The following is a 15,971-nucleotide window of genomic DNA, read 5'->3' on the forward strand; positions in this document are numbered from 1 at the left end:
GTCTGATGGACCCGGGCATGTTCCCGGCTCCGCTCTGGGCCTGGGCCGCGATCGGGGCCGTCATCGCCGTCATGCTCGCGGTGGACGTGCTCTCCCACCGCGACAACCACGTGATCGAGCTGCGGGAAGCGCTGATCTGGAGCGCCGTCTGGATCGCCGCCGGACTGGCCTTCGGCCTGATCGTCTGGGTGGGGTGGGGCGGCGAGCCGGCGGTCGCGTACTACTCCGGCTACCTGCTGGAAAAGGCGCTCTCCGTCGACAACGTCTTCGTCTTCGCGCTGCTGTTCGGCTACTTCCGGGTGCCCGAGGAATACCAGCACAAGGTGTTGTTCTGGGGTGTGGTCGGCGCGCTCGGATTCCGACTGGTCTTCATCTTCGCCGGAGCGGAACTGCTGCACCGGTTGGCCTTCGCCGGGTTCGTGCTCGGGGCGTTCCTGATCTGGACCGGGTGGCGCCTGGCGGTGCGCGGCGAACCTGACGTCGACCCCGACCGCAACGTCGTGGTCCGGTTCTTCCGACGGGTGGTGCCGACCGAGCAGCGGTACCACGGCGGCCGGTTCACCGTCCGGGTCGACGGCCGGCGGCATGCGACGCTGCTGCTGGTGGCGCTGGTGGCGATCGAGGCGACCGACGTGGTGTTCGCGATCGACTCCGTGGCGGCGATCCTGGCCATCACCACCAACACCTTCCTCGTCTGGACGGCGACGGCGTTCGCCGTGCTGGGGCTGCGCAGCCTCTACTTCTGTCTGGCCGGACTGCTGCGGCACTTCGGCCACCTGCGCTACGGGCTGGCGGTGCTGCTGGCGTTCGCCGGGGCGAAGCTGATCCTGGCCGAGACGCCGGTGGGCACGCTGCCGCTCTGGCTCACCCTGCTGGTGGTGGTGGTGACCCTGTCGGTTTCGATCGGCTGGAGCGTGCTGTCGGCCCGCCGGGACCGGCGCCGCCACGCCGGCGGCTGAGGAGCTGTGCGTCACCTGGCGTAGTAGAAGTCGGCGGCCTCCCCGGCCCGCGCCGGCGCCTTGATCTGTTGCGCCTTCCCGTGGCCGCTCATCGTGGTGGTCATCGTCAGCTTCGGGCCCTCACTGGGAGTGAGCTCCACCCTGATCGAGGTGACCCAGCCCCGGTCGTCGGTCGTGATCGTGAACGGCGACAGGGGCATACCGATCGAGACGATGCTCGGCGCGCCCACGGGGAGAAACGACTCCACGTCCTCACCGTCCGGGTCGAAGCGGCCGGTCCAGGAGTGCGGGCCGGTCCGCTGCGCCGAGGTGATCGTCGAGGTGAACGTCTTCAGGCCGGTCGGGTCGGCCCAGTCGAAGCGCAGGAAGGGGTCGTCCCGCTTCACCCGCTTCAGGTCGACGTGCACCCAGTCCTTCTCGTCGGACGGCCGTACGTAGCTGTCGGTCCCGATCACGATCCGGCTACCCGCAGAGGGGTACTTCCCGCCGGTGACCGCGATCGTCGACTGGAAACGGCGCGCCTTCGGGTCGAAGACACCGGTGCCCTTGACGGTCTCCCCCTCGGGCAGGTCGCCGCGCACCGCGTACCGGTGGGCGACGCCCTGCGACCGCTGCAACGCCTCGACCAACTCGGCCCGAGCGGTGTCGGGCGTCGGAGACGGCGCGGCATTGCCGGCCCGGACCGTCGGCTCGGCCCGGGTGGGCTCCGTCGACCCGGTACACCCGCCCGCGACGAGCAGGACGCCGGCCAGACCCAGCGTGAACAGCGTGGTGCGGTGCTTCATGGTGATTCCCCCGTGCGGCCGGCCGGGTGGCCGGAACGAGGGCACGATAGCGAGCGATCGTTGCCGGTGATGGCCCCCGGCCCGGGTCGTACTCAGTCCGCCGCCTGCTCCGCGAGCCAGTCGTCGAAGGTCGTGTCTGCTATCCGGGCGTCCGGTCCCGGCAGTAGCACGTTTCCTGCCATGTCCGCGCCGAGGATCGCCTCCCAGGTGGGGACGATCTTCAGGTCACGTCCCAACACCTGGTGGGTCCGGCGCGCCATGTCCACGAGGTCGTGACGATCGGGGCCGGCCACACCAGGATGGCGTCCCTGCGGTGGGCCACCTGCGGCCACTGTCAGGAATTCGGCGACGTCAGCCGGCGCGATCGGCTGGACGAGCAGTGGCGCGAGGTAGGCGGTGCCGTCCCGTTCGGTCCATCCGGCCACCGTGGCGGCGAAGTCGAAGAACTGGGTGGCGGGCACGATGGTCCACGGCACCGGTCCGGTGGACACCAGGCGCTCCTGCTCGCGCTTGCCGGAATAGTGCGCGGTTCCCGCGATGCGGTGTACCTCGACGATCGAGAGCACCACGTGGTGTCGTACCCCCGCCTGCTGCTCCGCTCGCAGCAGGTTCTGCGTGGTGGTGGCGAAGTAGCTCGCCGTGGCCTCGCGGTCGGCGGGTGGTGCGCTGATCGCATCGACGACGACGTCGACGCCGCTCAGGGCCTCGTCCAGCCCCCGTCCGGTCAGCAGGTCGACGCCGTGCGACCGGCTGATGGGTACCGGGTCGTGCCCGTGACGTTGCAGGGCCGTCACAGTGAGGGACCCGATGTTGCCGGATGCGCCGGCGACCGCCACCCGCATGGTGCGCTCCTGTCTCAGACCGGATGCGAGGCGCCGCGGACTTCCGAGCGGGCTCGATGCGATGACAGCGCGGTGGTCAACGGCCTCGCCCTGACCTACAAGGTAGGGGCGGTCGAGGTGCGGCGCGGCGCGAATCGGGATGCGCGGGGATCGGGCATGACAGTGACCCAGGTCACACGGGGTGAACTTTCACCCACCGGTCACGTCCGGAGCACCTGGATACCTCTCGCGTTCATCCAGGGAGAATGATGCGCTCAATTCACAAGATATCGGCGCTGGCACTGCTGGTGCTCGGCGTCTCGGCGGCGGCTCCGGGGGGTGTGCCGGCATCGGCGCAGTCCGGGGCCGCGAAGCCGACGACCACACCCAAGGTCGCGGCCGAGCCCCGGAAGATCACTCTGCTCACCGGCGACACCGTCCACCTCGGCAACGTGAACGGCCAGACGACTGTCGACGTGGTGCCGGGCAAGGGACGGGAACAAATTCCGTTCATCACCCACAACGCCGGCAAGGACGTGCGGGTCATCCCCGCGGACGCCGTCGGCCTGCTCAACCGGGGCAAGCTCGACACGCGGCTCTTCGACATCTCGAAGCTGGTCGAGTTCGGCTACGACGACACCCGGGCCACCCTGCCGCTCATCGTCCAACACGGCGGCGGCGGCGCCGCCGGCCTCGCCGGCGCCCGGACCACCCGGCAGCTCTCCGGGGCGAGCGCTGTCGCGGAGAGCCGCGCGGACGCGGTGTCCTTCTGGAACACCGTCACGTCCGCCGGGAGCGGCACGGAGCGGCAGCTGCGGGCCGGATTCGACAAGATCTGGCTCGACGGGCTGCGCCAGCCGACCCTCGACGTCAGCGTCCCGCTGACCGGCGCGCCGCAGGCCTGGCAGGCCGGCTGGACGGGAACGGGGGTGAAGGTCGGTGTGATCGACACGGGCGTCGACCAGACCCACCCCGACCTGGCCGGCCGCGTCGCCGCCGCCGAGAACTTCACCGCCGAACCGGACGCCCTCGACCGGGTCGGCCACGGTACCCACGTCGCCTCCACCATCGCCGGCAGCGCGGCCGCGTCGCAGGGCCGTCACAAGGGCGTGGCGCCCGGCGCGACCCTCTACAGCGCCAAGGTCTGCATGGCGGAGGGCTGCCCGGAGTCGGCGATCCTGGCCGGCATGACCTGGGCGGCGGAGCAGGGCGTCAAGGTCGTCAACATGAGCCTCGGCGGCCCGGACAGCCCGGGGACCGACCCGGTCGAGGCGGCCCTGACCGACCTCACGTCCCGCTACGGGGTGCTCTTCGTCGTCTCCGCGGGCAACAGCGGCGAGGCCGGCGAGTCCACGGTGAGCTCGCCCGGCGGTGTGGCCGAGGCGCTGACCGTGGGCGCCGTGAGCAAGACGGGTGAGCTCGCCGAGTTCTCGAGCCAGGGTCCGCGCGCGGGCGACGCCGGCATCAAGCCGGACATGACCGCGCCCGGCGTCGGCATCGTCGCCGCCCGCAGCTCGACCTCCGACCTGTGGCCGGACGACGAGAACCCGCAGTACGCCAGCCTCAACGGCACCTCGATGGCGGCGCCGCACGTGGCGGGCGCGGCGGCGATCCTGGCCCAGCAGCACCCGGACTGGTCGCCTGAGCGGATCAAGTCCACGCTGATGGCGGCCGCGCAGCCGAACGCCGGCATCGGTGTCTACGAGCAGGGCGCCGGCTTCCTCGACGTCGCCCGGGCCATCCAGCAGACCGTCACGGCGAGCCCGGTCAGCGTCGCCTTCGAGCGGACCACCGCGGCGCAGCAGCACACGATCACGTACGCGAACAGCGGCTCTTCCGCCCTCACCCTGGCCGTCTCCCTCGACGCCAAGGACGCCGAGGGCGCCCCGGCGCCGGCCGGCCTGTTCAGCCTCAGCGCCTCCTCGGTGACGGTCCCGGCCGGCGGCACCGCCACCGTGACCGTCACCGTGCAGGCCGGCGCCGACCTGCCCGACCGCTACTTCGGCGGTGAGGTGACCGCCACCGGCGGCGGCACGCAGGTGCAGACCCCGGTCGCGCTCGACATCGCCCGCCACGATCTGGCCCTCAAGCTCATCGGGCCGGACGGTGGAGCGCCCACGCCCGAGCAGGGCTGGGTGACCGTCCTGACCGACCTGGACCGGCAGACCATCCAGGTGTTCGGCGACCTCGCGACCACCGGGTACCGGGTCCGCGCGGGCCGCTACCTGGTCCAGACCTACCTGGTGAGCGGCGACGACGTCATCACGCTGGTACGCCCGAGCCTCGACCTGACCACGGACCAGGCGCTCACGATGGACGCCCGCCTGGCGAAGCCGATCGCGGTGTCGGTGCCGAATTCGAAGGCCACCGCGGTCCACCAGGAGTTCGGCTGGACGATCCGGACCGAGGAGCCGCAGATCTGGGGCAGCAACGACCTGTACGGCGTGCTGATGAACATCCCCTTCGACCACCTGCGGACCGCACAGATCGGGGCCGGCGAGACGCCCGGCTTCGTTTCCTACGTCAACGGCATGTGGGGCCAGGTGACCCCGGAGTTCACCCTGCACAACAGCCCGTACGCCTACCGGGTCTACCTGTACGAGCCGAAGAAGATGATGACCGGGCTGACCCGCAAGCTGCGCGCGGGCGACTTCGCCACGGTCCGCTCCCAGATCAGCGCGGACGTGGCCGGCGTGCCGGTTGCGCGGACCGCGGTCGCGCACGCGCCCGGCAACTCGCCGATCTACCGCGACGAGCGCAACATCCCGCCGAGCTTCACCTACGACGCGCCGAGCACCATCACCGAGTACTACAACCAGGACAAGCAGGCGGTGTGGAAGTCGACCTCGGCCCAGCTGAGGTACACGTACTACGAGTCGCCGTGGACCAGCTTCCGGCCCGGGCGCACGTACACGGTGAAGTGGGCCAACGCGGTGGCCGGGCCGGTCTTCCCGGAGCCGAACTTCGGCCAGCAGTTCGCCACCCGCTACTGGGGCGACCTGATCGGCGGGCCGGGGCCGCTGCACGGCGACGGCACCGGGCACATGGGCTTCCGGCATGTGCGCGGCGGCAGCGTGGAGGTCAACCTCTACCGCAACGGGGTCAAGGTCGGCGACGCGAACCAGACGCCCTGGGTGTGGAACGTGCCGGCGGAGACGGGTGACTACCGGCTGGCGGCGACGTTCCGCAGCGACCCGGCGTTCACCCTGTCGACGGTGGTCGACGCGGAGTGGACCTTCAAGTCCGGGCACGTGGGCGACGGCGAACTGGTGAAGCTGCCGATGACGGCGATCCGGTACACCCCGGAGCTCGACATCGACAACCGGGCGCCAGCCGGCCGGATGTTCGCGATCCCGGTCTCGCTCGACCGTCAGGTCGGGGCGGCGCCGGGCCAGACCACGGCGCTGACCGTGGAGGCGTCCTTCGACGACGGCAAGACCTGGCAGCCGCTGACCGTGCGGCGGTCCGGCGAGAAGGCGGTCGCCTCGGTGCGCAACCCGGCCGGCACCGGCTTCGTCTCGCTGCGCGCCGCTGCAACGGACACCAGCGGTAACACCGTCAAGCAGACCGTCATCCGCGCCTACCGGTACTGAGAACGGCCCCCGGACGCGGCGCCCACCGGCGCCGCGTCCGGGATCACCGGTGCCAGAGCAGCCGGTCGCGGATCCGCCGGGCCATTGGCGAGTCCGTCCCGTCGAGCTCGGCCAGGGCCTCGCTCCACGCCTGCCCGGCCAGGGCCGGGTCGCCGTCGGCCGAGTGGAAGTCGCCGATGGAGACCAGCACCTCCGCGGTGTGGTGGGTGGCCCGGGCGTCGCGGAAGATGTCGATCGCCTGCTGCCAGGTCGCCATCGCGTGCGGCACGTCGTCGATCATCGAGTACGTGTGCGCCAGCCAGGCCTGGGTGGTGCCCGTCCCGTGCAGGTCGCCGAGGGCCTCGAACTGCCGGCGCGCCTCGACGAACATGCCCAGCGCCGCGGCGTGCCGGCCGAGCCAGCCCTGTGCCCGCGCGATGACCAGCAGGGCGTTGGTGGCGCCCCGTACGTTGCCCTCGGCGCGAAAGAGCGCCCGCGCGGCCTCGGCATGCCGGATCGCCTCGTGGTAGCGCCGCTGGTCCAGCCGGATCTCGGCGATGTTGTTCTCCGCGTGGCCCTGCTCGGTGCGCCGGCCGAGCCGCTCGAAGAGCGCCCGGGCGTGCTGCAGGTGCGACAGCCCGCGGTCCAGATCGGCCAGGAAGTAGCAGGCGCCGGCGAGGCTGCGGTGCAGCAGGGCCTGGGCGGCGGGGTCGTCCCCGGTCGCGGCGAGGCCGGTGCTCATCGTTGCCGCCCACTGCCGGAACTGCGCGGTGTCCTGGAAGAAGTTCTGCAGGGCCAACGCGATCTGCCAGGCCGTACGCGGCCGGCCGCGCTCCGTGGCCCGCGCGACGATGGCGGTCAGCACCCGCTGCTCGGCGGCGAACCAGGCCATCGCGTCGGCCCGGCCGGTGAAGCCGCGCCCGGTGACCCCGCGCTCGGAGGGCTCCGGCTCCGGCAGCGGCACCTGCGGCTGCAAGGGCAGATGCGCCGCGTACGCACTGAGCTGGTAGTAGTCGTAGACCCGCTCGATGGCGGCGTCCCGCTCGGCCGCGTCGTCGTGCTCCTCCCCGAGCTCCACGGCGTAGGCGCGCAGCAGGTCGTGCATCCGCCACCGGCCGTTGCCGGGCTGGACCAGCAGCTGCGACCCGAGTTCGGCGAGCAGGCCGCGGGCGGCGCGCAGGGACAGGCCGCCCAGGGCGGCCGCCGCTTCCGCGCTCAGCTCCCCGGCCGGGTGCAGGGGCAGCAGCCGGAAGAGCCGGGCCGCCTCGGCAGTCAGGGCCTGGTAGGACCAGGAGAAGATCGCCTCCAGGTCGGCGTGGGTGTCCCCGAAGCCGGCCAGCCGGCCGTCGGCCTCGGCCAGCTCGCCGGCGACCGCGGGCAGGCTGAGCCCGGGCCGGCCGACGCTGCGGGTGGCCACCAGCGCCAGGGCCAGCGGCAGTCGGCCGCACCGCGCGATGATCTCGTCGACGGCGGCCGGGTCGGCGGCGGCCGCGTCGCCCAGCCGGCGGGTGAGCAGCTCGCGGGCCTCGGCGTGGGTGAGCAGGTCGAGGTGCAGCGGGTGGGCGCCCGCCTGGCCGGCCACGCCGGTGATCCGGCGGCGGCTGGTGGCGATGACGAGACTGCCGCCGGTGCCGGGCAGCAGGTGCCGGATCTGGTCCCAGTCGCGGCAGTTGTCGAGCAGGATCAGCATCCGACGCTCGGCCAGGATGCTGCGGTAGAGGCCGGCCTGGGCGTGCAGCTCGGCCGGGATGGCGGCCGGCGCGACCCCGAGGGACCACAGGAAGCCGCGCAGCGCCTCCGCCGGTGTCATCACCGAGTCGCCGGAGTCGAACCCGCGCAGGTCCGCGTGCAACTGCCCGTCGGGGTAGCGGGCGGCCAACTGGTGGGCCAGGTGCACCGCGAGGGTGGTCTTCCCGACGCCGGGCATTCCGTCGATGACCAGCGCGCTGGTCCGCCGGTCCCCGGCCAGCAGCTCCTCAGCGGCGGCCAGGACGTCGCGGCGGCCGGTGAAGTGGGGGTGGTCGGCCGGCAACTGCGCCGGCGGCTCCGCCCGGGTCGGCTGCGACAACTCCAGCTCGGCGCGACCGACGCCGCGCCGCGACCTGGAGCCGTCAGCCGGGGCGTCGTGGTCGAGCACGCTGTCCCGGGCCGCGCGCAGGTCGCCGCCCGGCTGGATGCCAAGTTCGTCGGCGAGCCGGTGCTCGATGTCGGCATAAGCCGCGAGGGCCTCCGCCCGCCGGCCGTCCGCGGCGAGCGCGAGCAGCAGCCGCGCCTGCAGTGCCTCGTCCAGCGGCTCGTATTCGGCGGCCAGCCGGATCGCGGGCAGCACCGCGTGGACGCACCCGGCCCGCAAGGCGGCGTCGGTCGCCGCCCGGACGGCCGCGAACCGCTCGCCGTCGACAGCGACGAACTCCGGATGGGCCCGACCCCCGGGCTGCAGGCCCGAGGCGCACCGGTCCCGCCACAACGCCAGCGCCTCCCGGTAGAGCTCGACCGCCGGTTCGCCGGAACTGCCGGCGGCCTGGGCGACCAGGCGCCGGAAGCGCAGCAGGTCGAGCGCCTCCCCGTCGATCCGCAGCCGGTATTCTGCGCCGTCGCGGATCAGCACCGAGCCCGCTGCCCGCGTCGGCAGGCCCGGCTCGAACCGCCGCCGGAGCATCCCGACGTGCCGGTGCACCACGTTGACCGCGCTGGGTGGGGGGTCGGACTCCCAGAGCAGGTCGACGAGTTCGGCGACGCTGACCGCGCCGCCGGCCCGGGCGAGCAGCAACGCCAGGATCAGCCGCTGCTGCCGGGTGCCCAGATCGACCTCGGACTGGCCGCGCCAGGCCCGCACCGGGCCGAGCACGGCGAAGGAGAGCGGGGTGGTCATCTCGATGCGATCCACACAGGGCTGGTTGCCACGATCGCCATAGCATGGCAGGGCCCGCGCCGCCCGACGGGCGCGCGGCGGCAATGTGATCTTCGACTCAGCGGCGCTGATCGCCGGTCGGCGGAGTCGTCCCTGTTCAGGCCGCCTTGAGGCCGGTGCGCAGGGCGCGCAGCGCATAGTGGGTCCGGGACTTCACCGTGCCGATCGGCACCCCCAGCCGGCCCGCGACCTCCTCCGGTGACCGCCCGACCAGGTAGACCTCGGAGAGCAGACTGCGCTGCGCCGGGCTGAGCCGGCTGAGCGCGTGCCGGATGGCGTGCGACGCCAGCGCGCTGCCGGTGGTGTCGTCACCGGCGGGAATCCAGGTCATGTCGACGAGATGGACCTCGGCCGGGCGGCCCCGCCGCAGCCGGACCCCGTCGATCACGAGCCGCCGGGCGACGGTGCAGAGCCACCGGCGGGCGGCATCGGGCTCGGCCGGCACCGAGTCGAGGTGCCGCCAGGTCCGCAGCATCGTCTCCTGGAGCAGATCCTCGGCGGTCTGCCGCTGACCGTGGGTCAACACCAGCAGGAGACGCAGCACGGCACGGGCGTGGTCCGCATGCAGCGCGGTCATGCGCTCAGCCCGGCCGACCGGCGAGTCGTCGAGTGCCCGGAGCACCATGTTTCCCCCACAGGCAGGAGCAACGGTGAATGAGGCACGAGCCTAGGGACGATCGATGCGAATAAAATGACGCGTAAGTGCGGATCGAGTGCCGTCGCCGATCGCAACCGGTCACGGACGCGACGTGACCGCCACGAGCAGGCCGGCCAGCCGCCGACCGGTCCCCGGTCTGCGCGTACGGGATCAGGGCCGGCAGCGCAGGGCGTCGCCGTGGCCGGCGAAGCGCAGCGGGGCCTCGCCGGCCCCGGCTCGATCATCGGGTTGGACCGGCGTAGGCCAGCAGCCCCCGGTGCGCCGGTCAGCCGCTGCCGGCTGGAACTGCCGGCAGCGCAGCTCCGCGGCGACGCGCTCGGCCGGGCTGTCGTGCTCCTCACCGAGCTCCGTGGCATAGGTCAGCAGCAGGGCATGGGTGCGGTAGCGGCCCGGCAGGTCCTCGCTGATCAGGTGCACGCGGCTCAGCTCGCCGATCAGCGCCCGCCCGGTCCGCAGCGGGACGCCGGCCAGGGCCGCCGCCCCGGCGATCGAGATGTCGGGGCCGGGATGGACCGGCAGCAGCCGGAAGAGCCGGGCGGCCGGGGCGGAAAGTGCCTGGTAGGACCAGGAGAAGGCGGCACGCAGGCCGGTCTGCGGGTCGTCGCCGTCGAAGCCGTCCAGGCTCCCGGGCGCCTGGGCCAGCTCGGCGGCGATCTGTGCCGGTGGTGTCGGCGGCAGGCTCACCATGCGGGCGGCCACCACAGCCAGCGCGAGCGGCAGCCGCCCACAGCTGGCGATGATGGCGTCGATCGCGGCCGGGTCCGCCGCGCCGCCGGCGCCGAGCGGCGGCAGCAGCAGCGCGCGGGCCTCCTCGACACTCGGCAGGCCGACCGGCAGCGGGTGGGCGCCGGCCGTGGTCAGCAGGGTGCTGAGCCGGCTGCGACTGGTGACGATCACCAGACAGCCGGGGCTGCCCGGCAGCAGGTGCCGGATCTGCTCGGCGTCCCGGCAGTTGTCGAGCAGGATCAGCACGCGCCGGCCGGCGAGCCTGCTGCGGTACATGCCCGCCTGGGCGTGCAGCTCGGCGGGAATGCCCTCCTGGGGCACCCCGAGCGAGCCGAGGAAGCCGCGCAGCGCCTCGGTCGGGCTCATCGCGGCCTCCCGGCCGTCGTACCCGCGCAGGTCGACGTAGAGCTGCCCGTCCGGGTAACCGGCGGCGAACTCGTGGGCGAGGTGGACGGCGAGGGCGGTCTTGCCGATCCCCGGCATGCCGTCGATCGCCAGCACCGCCGGCCCGCCCGGGCGCGCGACCGCCGCGCGCGCCTCGGCGACGAGGTCGTCCCGGCCGTTGAAGAAGGGCAGGTCCGGCGGCAGCTGCGCGGGCCGGGGAAACGGCGACGGCGATTCGGTACGCGCCGGCTGGGTGCGCTGGTGCAGCAGCCGGTCGTACGCCTCCCGCAGCTCGTCGCCCGGATCGACGCCCAGTTCGTCGGCGAGCCGGCGGCGCACCACCCGGTACATCTCGACGGCTTCCGCCTGGCGGCCGTCGGCGGCGAGCGCCAGCAGCAACCGGCTCTGCAGCGACTCGTCGAGCGGGTGCTGCTCGGCGGCCTGCCGCAATGGCGCCAGCACCGCGCTCATCCGGCCGCAGCGCTCGGCGGCGTCGGCGGCCTCGCGCACGGCCTCGGCGCGTTCGGCCTCCACGGCGAGGAACGCGGGATGTAGGCGGGAGGCCGGTTCCAGGCCCGCGGCGCACCGGCCGCGCCACAGCCGCAGCCCGTCGAGGGAATGCCGCAGCGCCGACTCGGGGTCGCCGTCCTGCAGGCTGCGGCCCGCCAGCCGGCTCAGCGACCGGAACTTCAGCAGGTCGAGGGAGTCCTCGTCGGCGCGCAACCGATAGCCCGAGAGCTCCCGGAGGATGTGCCGGCCCGCCGACCGGGTGGGCAGGCCGGGCTCGAACAGCCGCCGGAGCACCCCGACGTGCCGGTGCACGACGTTCGCGGCGCTGGCCGGGGCCTCCTCGCCCCAGAGCAGGTCGATCAGCTCGGCCAGGGAGACCGGTGAACCGGCCCGGGCCAGCAGCAACGCGAGCACCAGGCGCTGCTGGCGGGCACCCAGATGCAGCTCGACGCCGGCGCGGACGACCCTGATCGAGCCGAGCACCGAGAAACCGATCGTCTCCCCCGCCTCCGCCCGCACACCGGCAACGGTAACCGGCGACCCGCCACCCGGACCTTTCGACCACCGGGTCTCCGGGACGGCGACAACAGCGGCGGGGCCGACCACTCCTCGTCGACCCGCAGCAACCGATCCCCCACATCACTGAACGAGGTCGACCTGGCCGTCGCCAGTCATGCCGGTACGCCGGGTGGCAACGGCGGCTCAGGTGGGCGTCCACGGGCGCGGACCGCGTCGGAGATGGCGACGCCGGCGAGTACGGCGGTGGCGGCGACGCTCGACAGCAGCGGCGGCACGTGCAGCATCGCGGGTGTCAGGGCGGCCAACGCGACCAGCCCGATCAACCGGGTACGGGACACGCGGGCGAAGACCGTGTATTCGAGAGCAGCCCGCCCGGCGAGGAACAGCGCGGGTCCGCCGAGCATCACGGCGGCCCAGGCCGGCTCGCTGTGCCCGACTGGATGAGCGATGACGAACTCGGCGCCGACGGCGGTGAACACGATGCCGGCCACCATGGCCAGGTGGGTGTATGACACGGAGCGGGCGAGGCGGGCCTGGTCAGGGGCCGCTGCGATGGCTGCGGAGAGCAACTCCCCGGCGCGGTAGATGTAGATCCGCCACAGCAGCACGGTGATGGTGATCGACACGATGAAGGCTGCGGTGCGGTGGGCCGCGAACCCGGTGCCGCGAAGCGTCAGTCCGATCACCAGGATCAACTCGCCGAGCGCGATGATGAAGAACTGCCGATATCGTTCGGCCAGATGCTCGGCCACGTTCGGTAGCAGTGCGGTGGGCGTGCGGCCGATCCCCGGCGTGGGGTGCCGGAGCGCGTATGCGGCGTAGTCCAGGAGCACAGCCAGGGTCCACAACACCCCACGTGTCGTACCGTGTGCGAGCGCCCCCGCGATCCACGGCAGCGCGGACACGCCGAACCAGAACAGCCCCCTGCGGGGGGCGCGGCGCAGCTCGTGACCCCGCAGAGCGATCACAAGGAAGATTTCGCGACCTATGTGGATGGCAACGTATGCGCCCGCGAAGATCAGGCCCCGCTCGCTGAACGCGTCGGGCAGCGCGACCGCCATCACCAGGGCGCCGATCATGATCGCGATGGTCAGGACCTGGACCGCCGGCCGCTGCGGGTCGAACAACTCGGTTGTCCAGGCCGTGGTGAACCACACCCACCAGACGGCCAGCAACAGCACCAACGCTTGGAAGGCACCGCTCCACCCGAGATCCTGGACCAGCGCGTACGAAAGCTGTGCGAGCGCGAAGACAAAGGCCAGATCAAAGAACAGTTCCAGGTACGTTGCCCGGGGATCTCCCCGCCCGCGCAACAGCCCGCGCGCCCTACCGGTCGTCATAGGCTCGCCCGTTCTGCCGGATTTGTAACAGGCCGAAGCAGTCATATCACGCCGGCACGCCTCCCGACGTCCACCAACAGGAACGGCAGTAGCCGGCGTCCTCAGGCGTTGCGGACCCAGTACCGCCGTCGGCCATGCTCCGGTCGCTCGGAACGCCTCCATGCAGCAGCCGAATCAGTCCGTTCAGCTCTGGTGAAACCACGTCTGACCTGGTCCGCTGAGGGATAGGACCACTCGGTTGGTCATCTGGACCGGAATCGAGACCGGCATGGACAACATTCATCTCCCTCGAAGCGCGCGCCGCCTGAGCTGCGCCCTCCTGGCCGGCGTCGTCACCCTGCTGGCGTTGGCCGGAGCAGCGCCGGCCTCCGGCCGCACCGCCGCCCCGGCCACCGCCGCCCCGGCCACCGCCGGCCGCACGACGGCGGCCGCGGTGACGGGCCCGTCGCCCGGCACGTTCACCGGACTGGGCTTCGACGCCTGCACCGCCCCATCGTCGGCGACCATGCAGGCGTGGCTGGCGGCCTCGCCCTACCGGGCGATCATCATCTACTTCGGCGGTGTCAACCGCGCGTGCGCACAGCCCAACCTGACCCCCTCGTGGGTCGCCGCGCAGCAGGCGGCGGGCTGGCATCTCGTGCCGATCTATCTCGGGTTGCAGGCGCCGTGCACGACGTCCACCAAGCGCTATCTCATCGACGCAGCGAACGCGGCGGCGCAGGGACGCACACAGGCGGACGACGCGGTCGCACAGGCGAAGACGCTGGGCCTGGCGCCGGAGAGCGTACTCATCTTCGACATGGAGGCGTACCGGACCGACGACGCGGCCTGCCGCTCCGCGGTGCTCGCGTTCATGAGCGCCTGGACGGCGCGGCTGCACGACCTCGGCTACCTCTCCGGCTTCTACAGCAGCATGGCCTCGGGCGTCGCCGACCAGGTCGCGGCCTACAACACCCCCGGCTATGTCCGCCCCGACTACCTGGACTTCGCCCGCTGGGACGGAGTCGCCACCGTGTCCGACCCGGCGATCCCCAGCTCGTACTGGTCGCCCCAGCGACGGATGAAGCAGTACCGAGGCGACCACAACGAGACGTGGGGTGGGGTGACGATCAACATCGACAACGATTACCTTGACGTCGCTCCCATTCCGGCGACTCCCTTCGGGGACTTCAACGGCAACGGCTGGTCCGACCTGCTGAGCCGCCAGCCCTCCACCGGCAACCTGTATCTCTACCCCGGCAACGGGACGTCCCTCGGCATCCGCACGACCATCGGCACGGGATGGAACGGCATGGACGTCATCGTCCGGACGGACTTCACCGGGGACGGTCACGGAGACCTCGTCGGCCGCGACAAGGCGACCGGCTACCTGTGGCTGTATCCGCACACGCCGGCGGGGTGGGGCAGTCGGATCCGCCTCGGTACCGGCTGGAACTCCATGCGCGAGATCACCCCGGCCAAGGACTTCAACCGGGACGGCTACCGGGACGTGCTCGCCGTGCAGGCATCCACCGGATACCTGTACCTGTACCCGGGCCGCGGCACGTCGTTCGGTCCACGAACGAGTCTCGGAACCGGCTGGAACACCATGGACGAACTCACCGGAATCGGCGACTTCAATCGCGACGGCTACCAAGACCTCCTCGCCCGGCAGAAGTCCACCGGCAACCTCTTCCTCTATCCGGGACGGGCAGGTGGGCTCGGCACGAAGCTGCAGGTCGGCACCGCGTGGAACAGCATGCGTGACCTCGTCGGCGTCGGTGACTTCAACCGCGACGGCTACCCGGATCTGCTCACCATCGAGAAGTCCACGAGCTACCTGTACTTCTACCGCGGTCAGGGCACGAGCTTCGCCGCCAGAATCCGGCTCGGTGTGAGCTGGGGCGGGATGCAACCCCTGCTGTGAAGTACGGCCGTCCGCGAGCGGCGGCTTCGAGCGTCGGCGTCGGACGCCGCGAGCCCGTCAGCGGGCGGCGCGCAGACTGGCGGCCCTACCGACCCACAGGACCGCCCGGGCTCGCCGGGTATGAGGCTTCCTCACTCGCGGCGAGCCCGAGCGTTTTCGACCCCCGCGTCCTGTTCCGTCGCTCAAGACTCCGGTGTTTTCCGCCTCGTCGTCCTGTTCATCCACTCAAGGTACGGATGTCGTGTTTGGCGCGTCTATGCCCCAAAATTCGAATATGCAGATAGCGGTACATCCGCGGACCGTTTGATCGCTCAATCAGGACATCCCACTGTCAGCGGACTCGTAGCCTCGACCGGTGCCCTTTCGCATCTCCTTCGATGGACTGCCCCGTCGTCCGCAGATCGCTGCGCCAACCCTCCCCTCCGGAACCGTTCTACCGGCGTCGATATCACCGGGACCCGCCGCCGACGGATCGGACGGGCGGGAGTGATGGTCGCCCTCGCGTCGCTGACGTACCTGCCGATGGCCGGGAGCGGCCTGCTGCCCGGTCCGCCGGCGCCGGCACAACCCGGGCCGCTCACCGTCGGCGTTCTACTCGATCGCACCGGACGCCCGGCGGCCAGCACACCATCGCCCCTCGACGCCGGGTACCCACAGAGGACCGAGACGCCGGGGGCGCCGACACCGAGGGGCCGCCGCGTCCGCAACGACCACGGCGCACGGTTCCCCGGCGGGTAAGACGCCGCTGCGGGCCGACCGGACACGGACACGATCCATCCGGACGCCCGCGAGCGGGAAGACGGTGACTTGGGTGGTCACCACGGCCGGCACGGGCCTTCGCCCTCCTACGGGGCCCGTGCCGGCCACCTACAGGGCGGGC

The 15,971-nt window shown here is 72.0% G+C and carries 9 protein-coding genes; 3 read left to right on the forward strand and 6 right to left on the reverse strand.

Annotation, left to right across the window (positions count from 1 at the left end; translation table 11 throughout):
• Nucleotides 1–5 precede the first annotated feature (5 nt).
• Nucleotides 6–959, forward strand: a complete 954-nt coding sequence (locus M2302_RS24625; protein WP_280840221.1) for a TerC/Alx family metal homeostasis membrane protein — start codon at nucleotides 6–8, stop codon at nucleotides 957–959.
• A gap of 11 nt (nucleotides 960–970) precedes the next feature.
• Here the strand turns inward: M2302_RS24625 and M2302_RS24630 are convergent, their stop codons facing one another.
• Both M2302_RS24630 and M2302_RS24635 read right to left on the reverse strand, forming a co-directional pair.
• A complete protein-coding gene (locus M2302_RS24630) occupies nucleotides 971–1,744 on the reverse strand; it encodes a hypothetical protein (protein ID WP_280840222.1) in 774 nt (257 codons plus the stop codon).
• A gap of 92 nt (nucleotides 1,745–1,836) precedes the next feature.
• Nucleotides 1,837–2,586: an NAD(P)H-binding protein gene (locus M2302_RS24635; protein ID WP_280840223.1), complete on the reverse strand. Its 750-nt coding sequence runs from the start codon at nucleotides 2,584–2,586 to the stop codon at nucleotides 1,837–1,839.
• 248 nt (nucleotides 2,587–2,834) lie between these two features.
• Here M2302_RS24635 and M2302_RS24640 point away from each other — a divergent pair, with 248 nt between their 5' ends.
• Nucleotides 2,835–6,158 (forward strand): S8 family serine peptidase, encoded by a 3,324-nt coding sequence (locus M2302_RS24640; protein WP_280840224.1) that lies wholly within the window; start codon nucleotides 2,835–2,837, stop codon nucleotides 6,156–6,158.
• A gap of 43 nt (nucleotides 6,159–6,201) precedes the next feature.
• Here the strand turns inward: M2302_RS24640 and M2302_RS24645 are convergent, their stop codons facing one another.
• From M2302_RS24645 to M2302_RS24660, 4 genes are all read right to left on the reverse strand, one after another.
• Entirely contained in the window at nucleotides 6,202–9,024 is a 2,823-nt protein-coding gene (locus M2302_RS24645) for a BTAD domain-containing putative transcriptional regulator (RefSeq protein ID WP_280840225.1), read from the reverse strand.
• A 121-nt stretch (nucleotides 9,025–9,145) separates the two neighbouring features.
• Nucleotides 9,146–9,625, reverse strand: coding sequence for a sigma-70 family RNA polymerase sigma factor (locus tag M2302_RS24650; protein WP_280840226.1), 480 nt, complete (start codon nucleotides 9,623–9,625; stop codon nucleotides 9,146–9,148).
• A 231-nt stretch (nucleotides 9,626–9,856) separates the two neighbouring features.
• A complete protein-coding gene (locus M2302_RS24655) occupies nucleotides 9,857–11,845 on the reverse strand; it encodes a BTAD domain-containing putative transcriptional regulator (RefSeq protein WP_280840227.1) in 1,989 nt (662 codons plus the stop codon).
• 152 nt (nucleotides 11,846–11,997) lie between these two features.
• Complete coding sequence (locus M2302_RS24660) at nucleotides 11,998–13,230, reverse strand: low temperature requirement protein A (RefSeq protein WP_280840228.1); 1,233 nt, start codon at nucleotides 13,228–13,230, stop codon at nucleotides 11,998–12,000.
• 223 nt (nucleotides 13,231–13,453) lie between these two features.
• On the opposite strand from M2302_RS24660, the gene M2302_RS24665 reads away from it, so the two are divergent.
• Nucleotides 13,454–15,091 (forward strand): glycoside hydrolase domain-containing protein, encoded by a 1,638-nt coding sequence (locus tag M2302_RS24665; RefSeq protein ID WP_280840229.1) that lies wholly within the window; start codon nucleotides 13,454–13,456, stop codon nucleotides 15,089–15,091.
• The last annotated feature ends 880 nt before the right edge of the window (nucleotides 15,092–15,971 follow it).

The organism is Micromonospora sp. A200, from assembly GCF_029893845.1.
Lineage (GTDB): Bacteria > Actinomycetota > Actinomycetes > Mycobacteriales > Micromonosporaceae > Micromonospora > Micromonospora purpureochromogenes.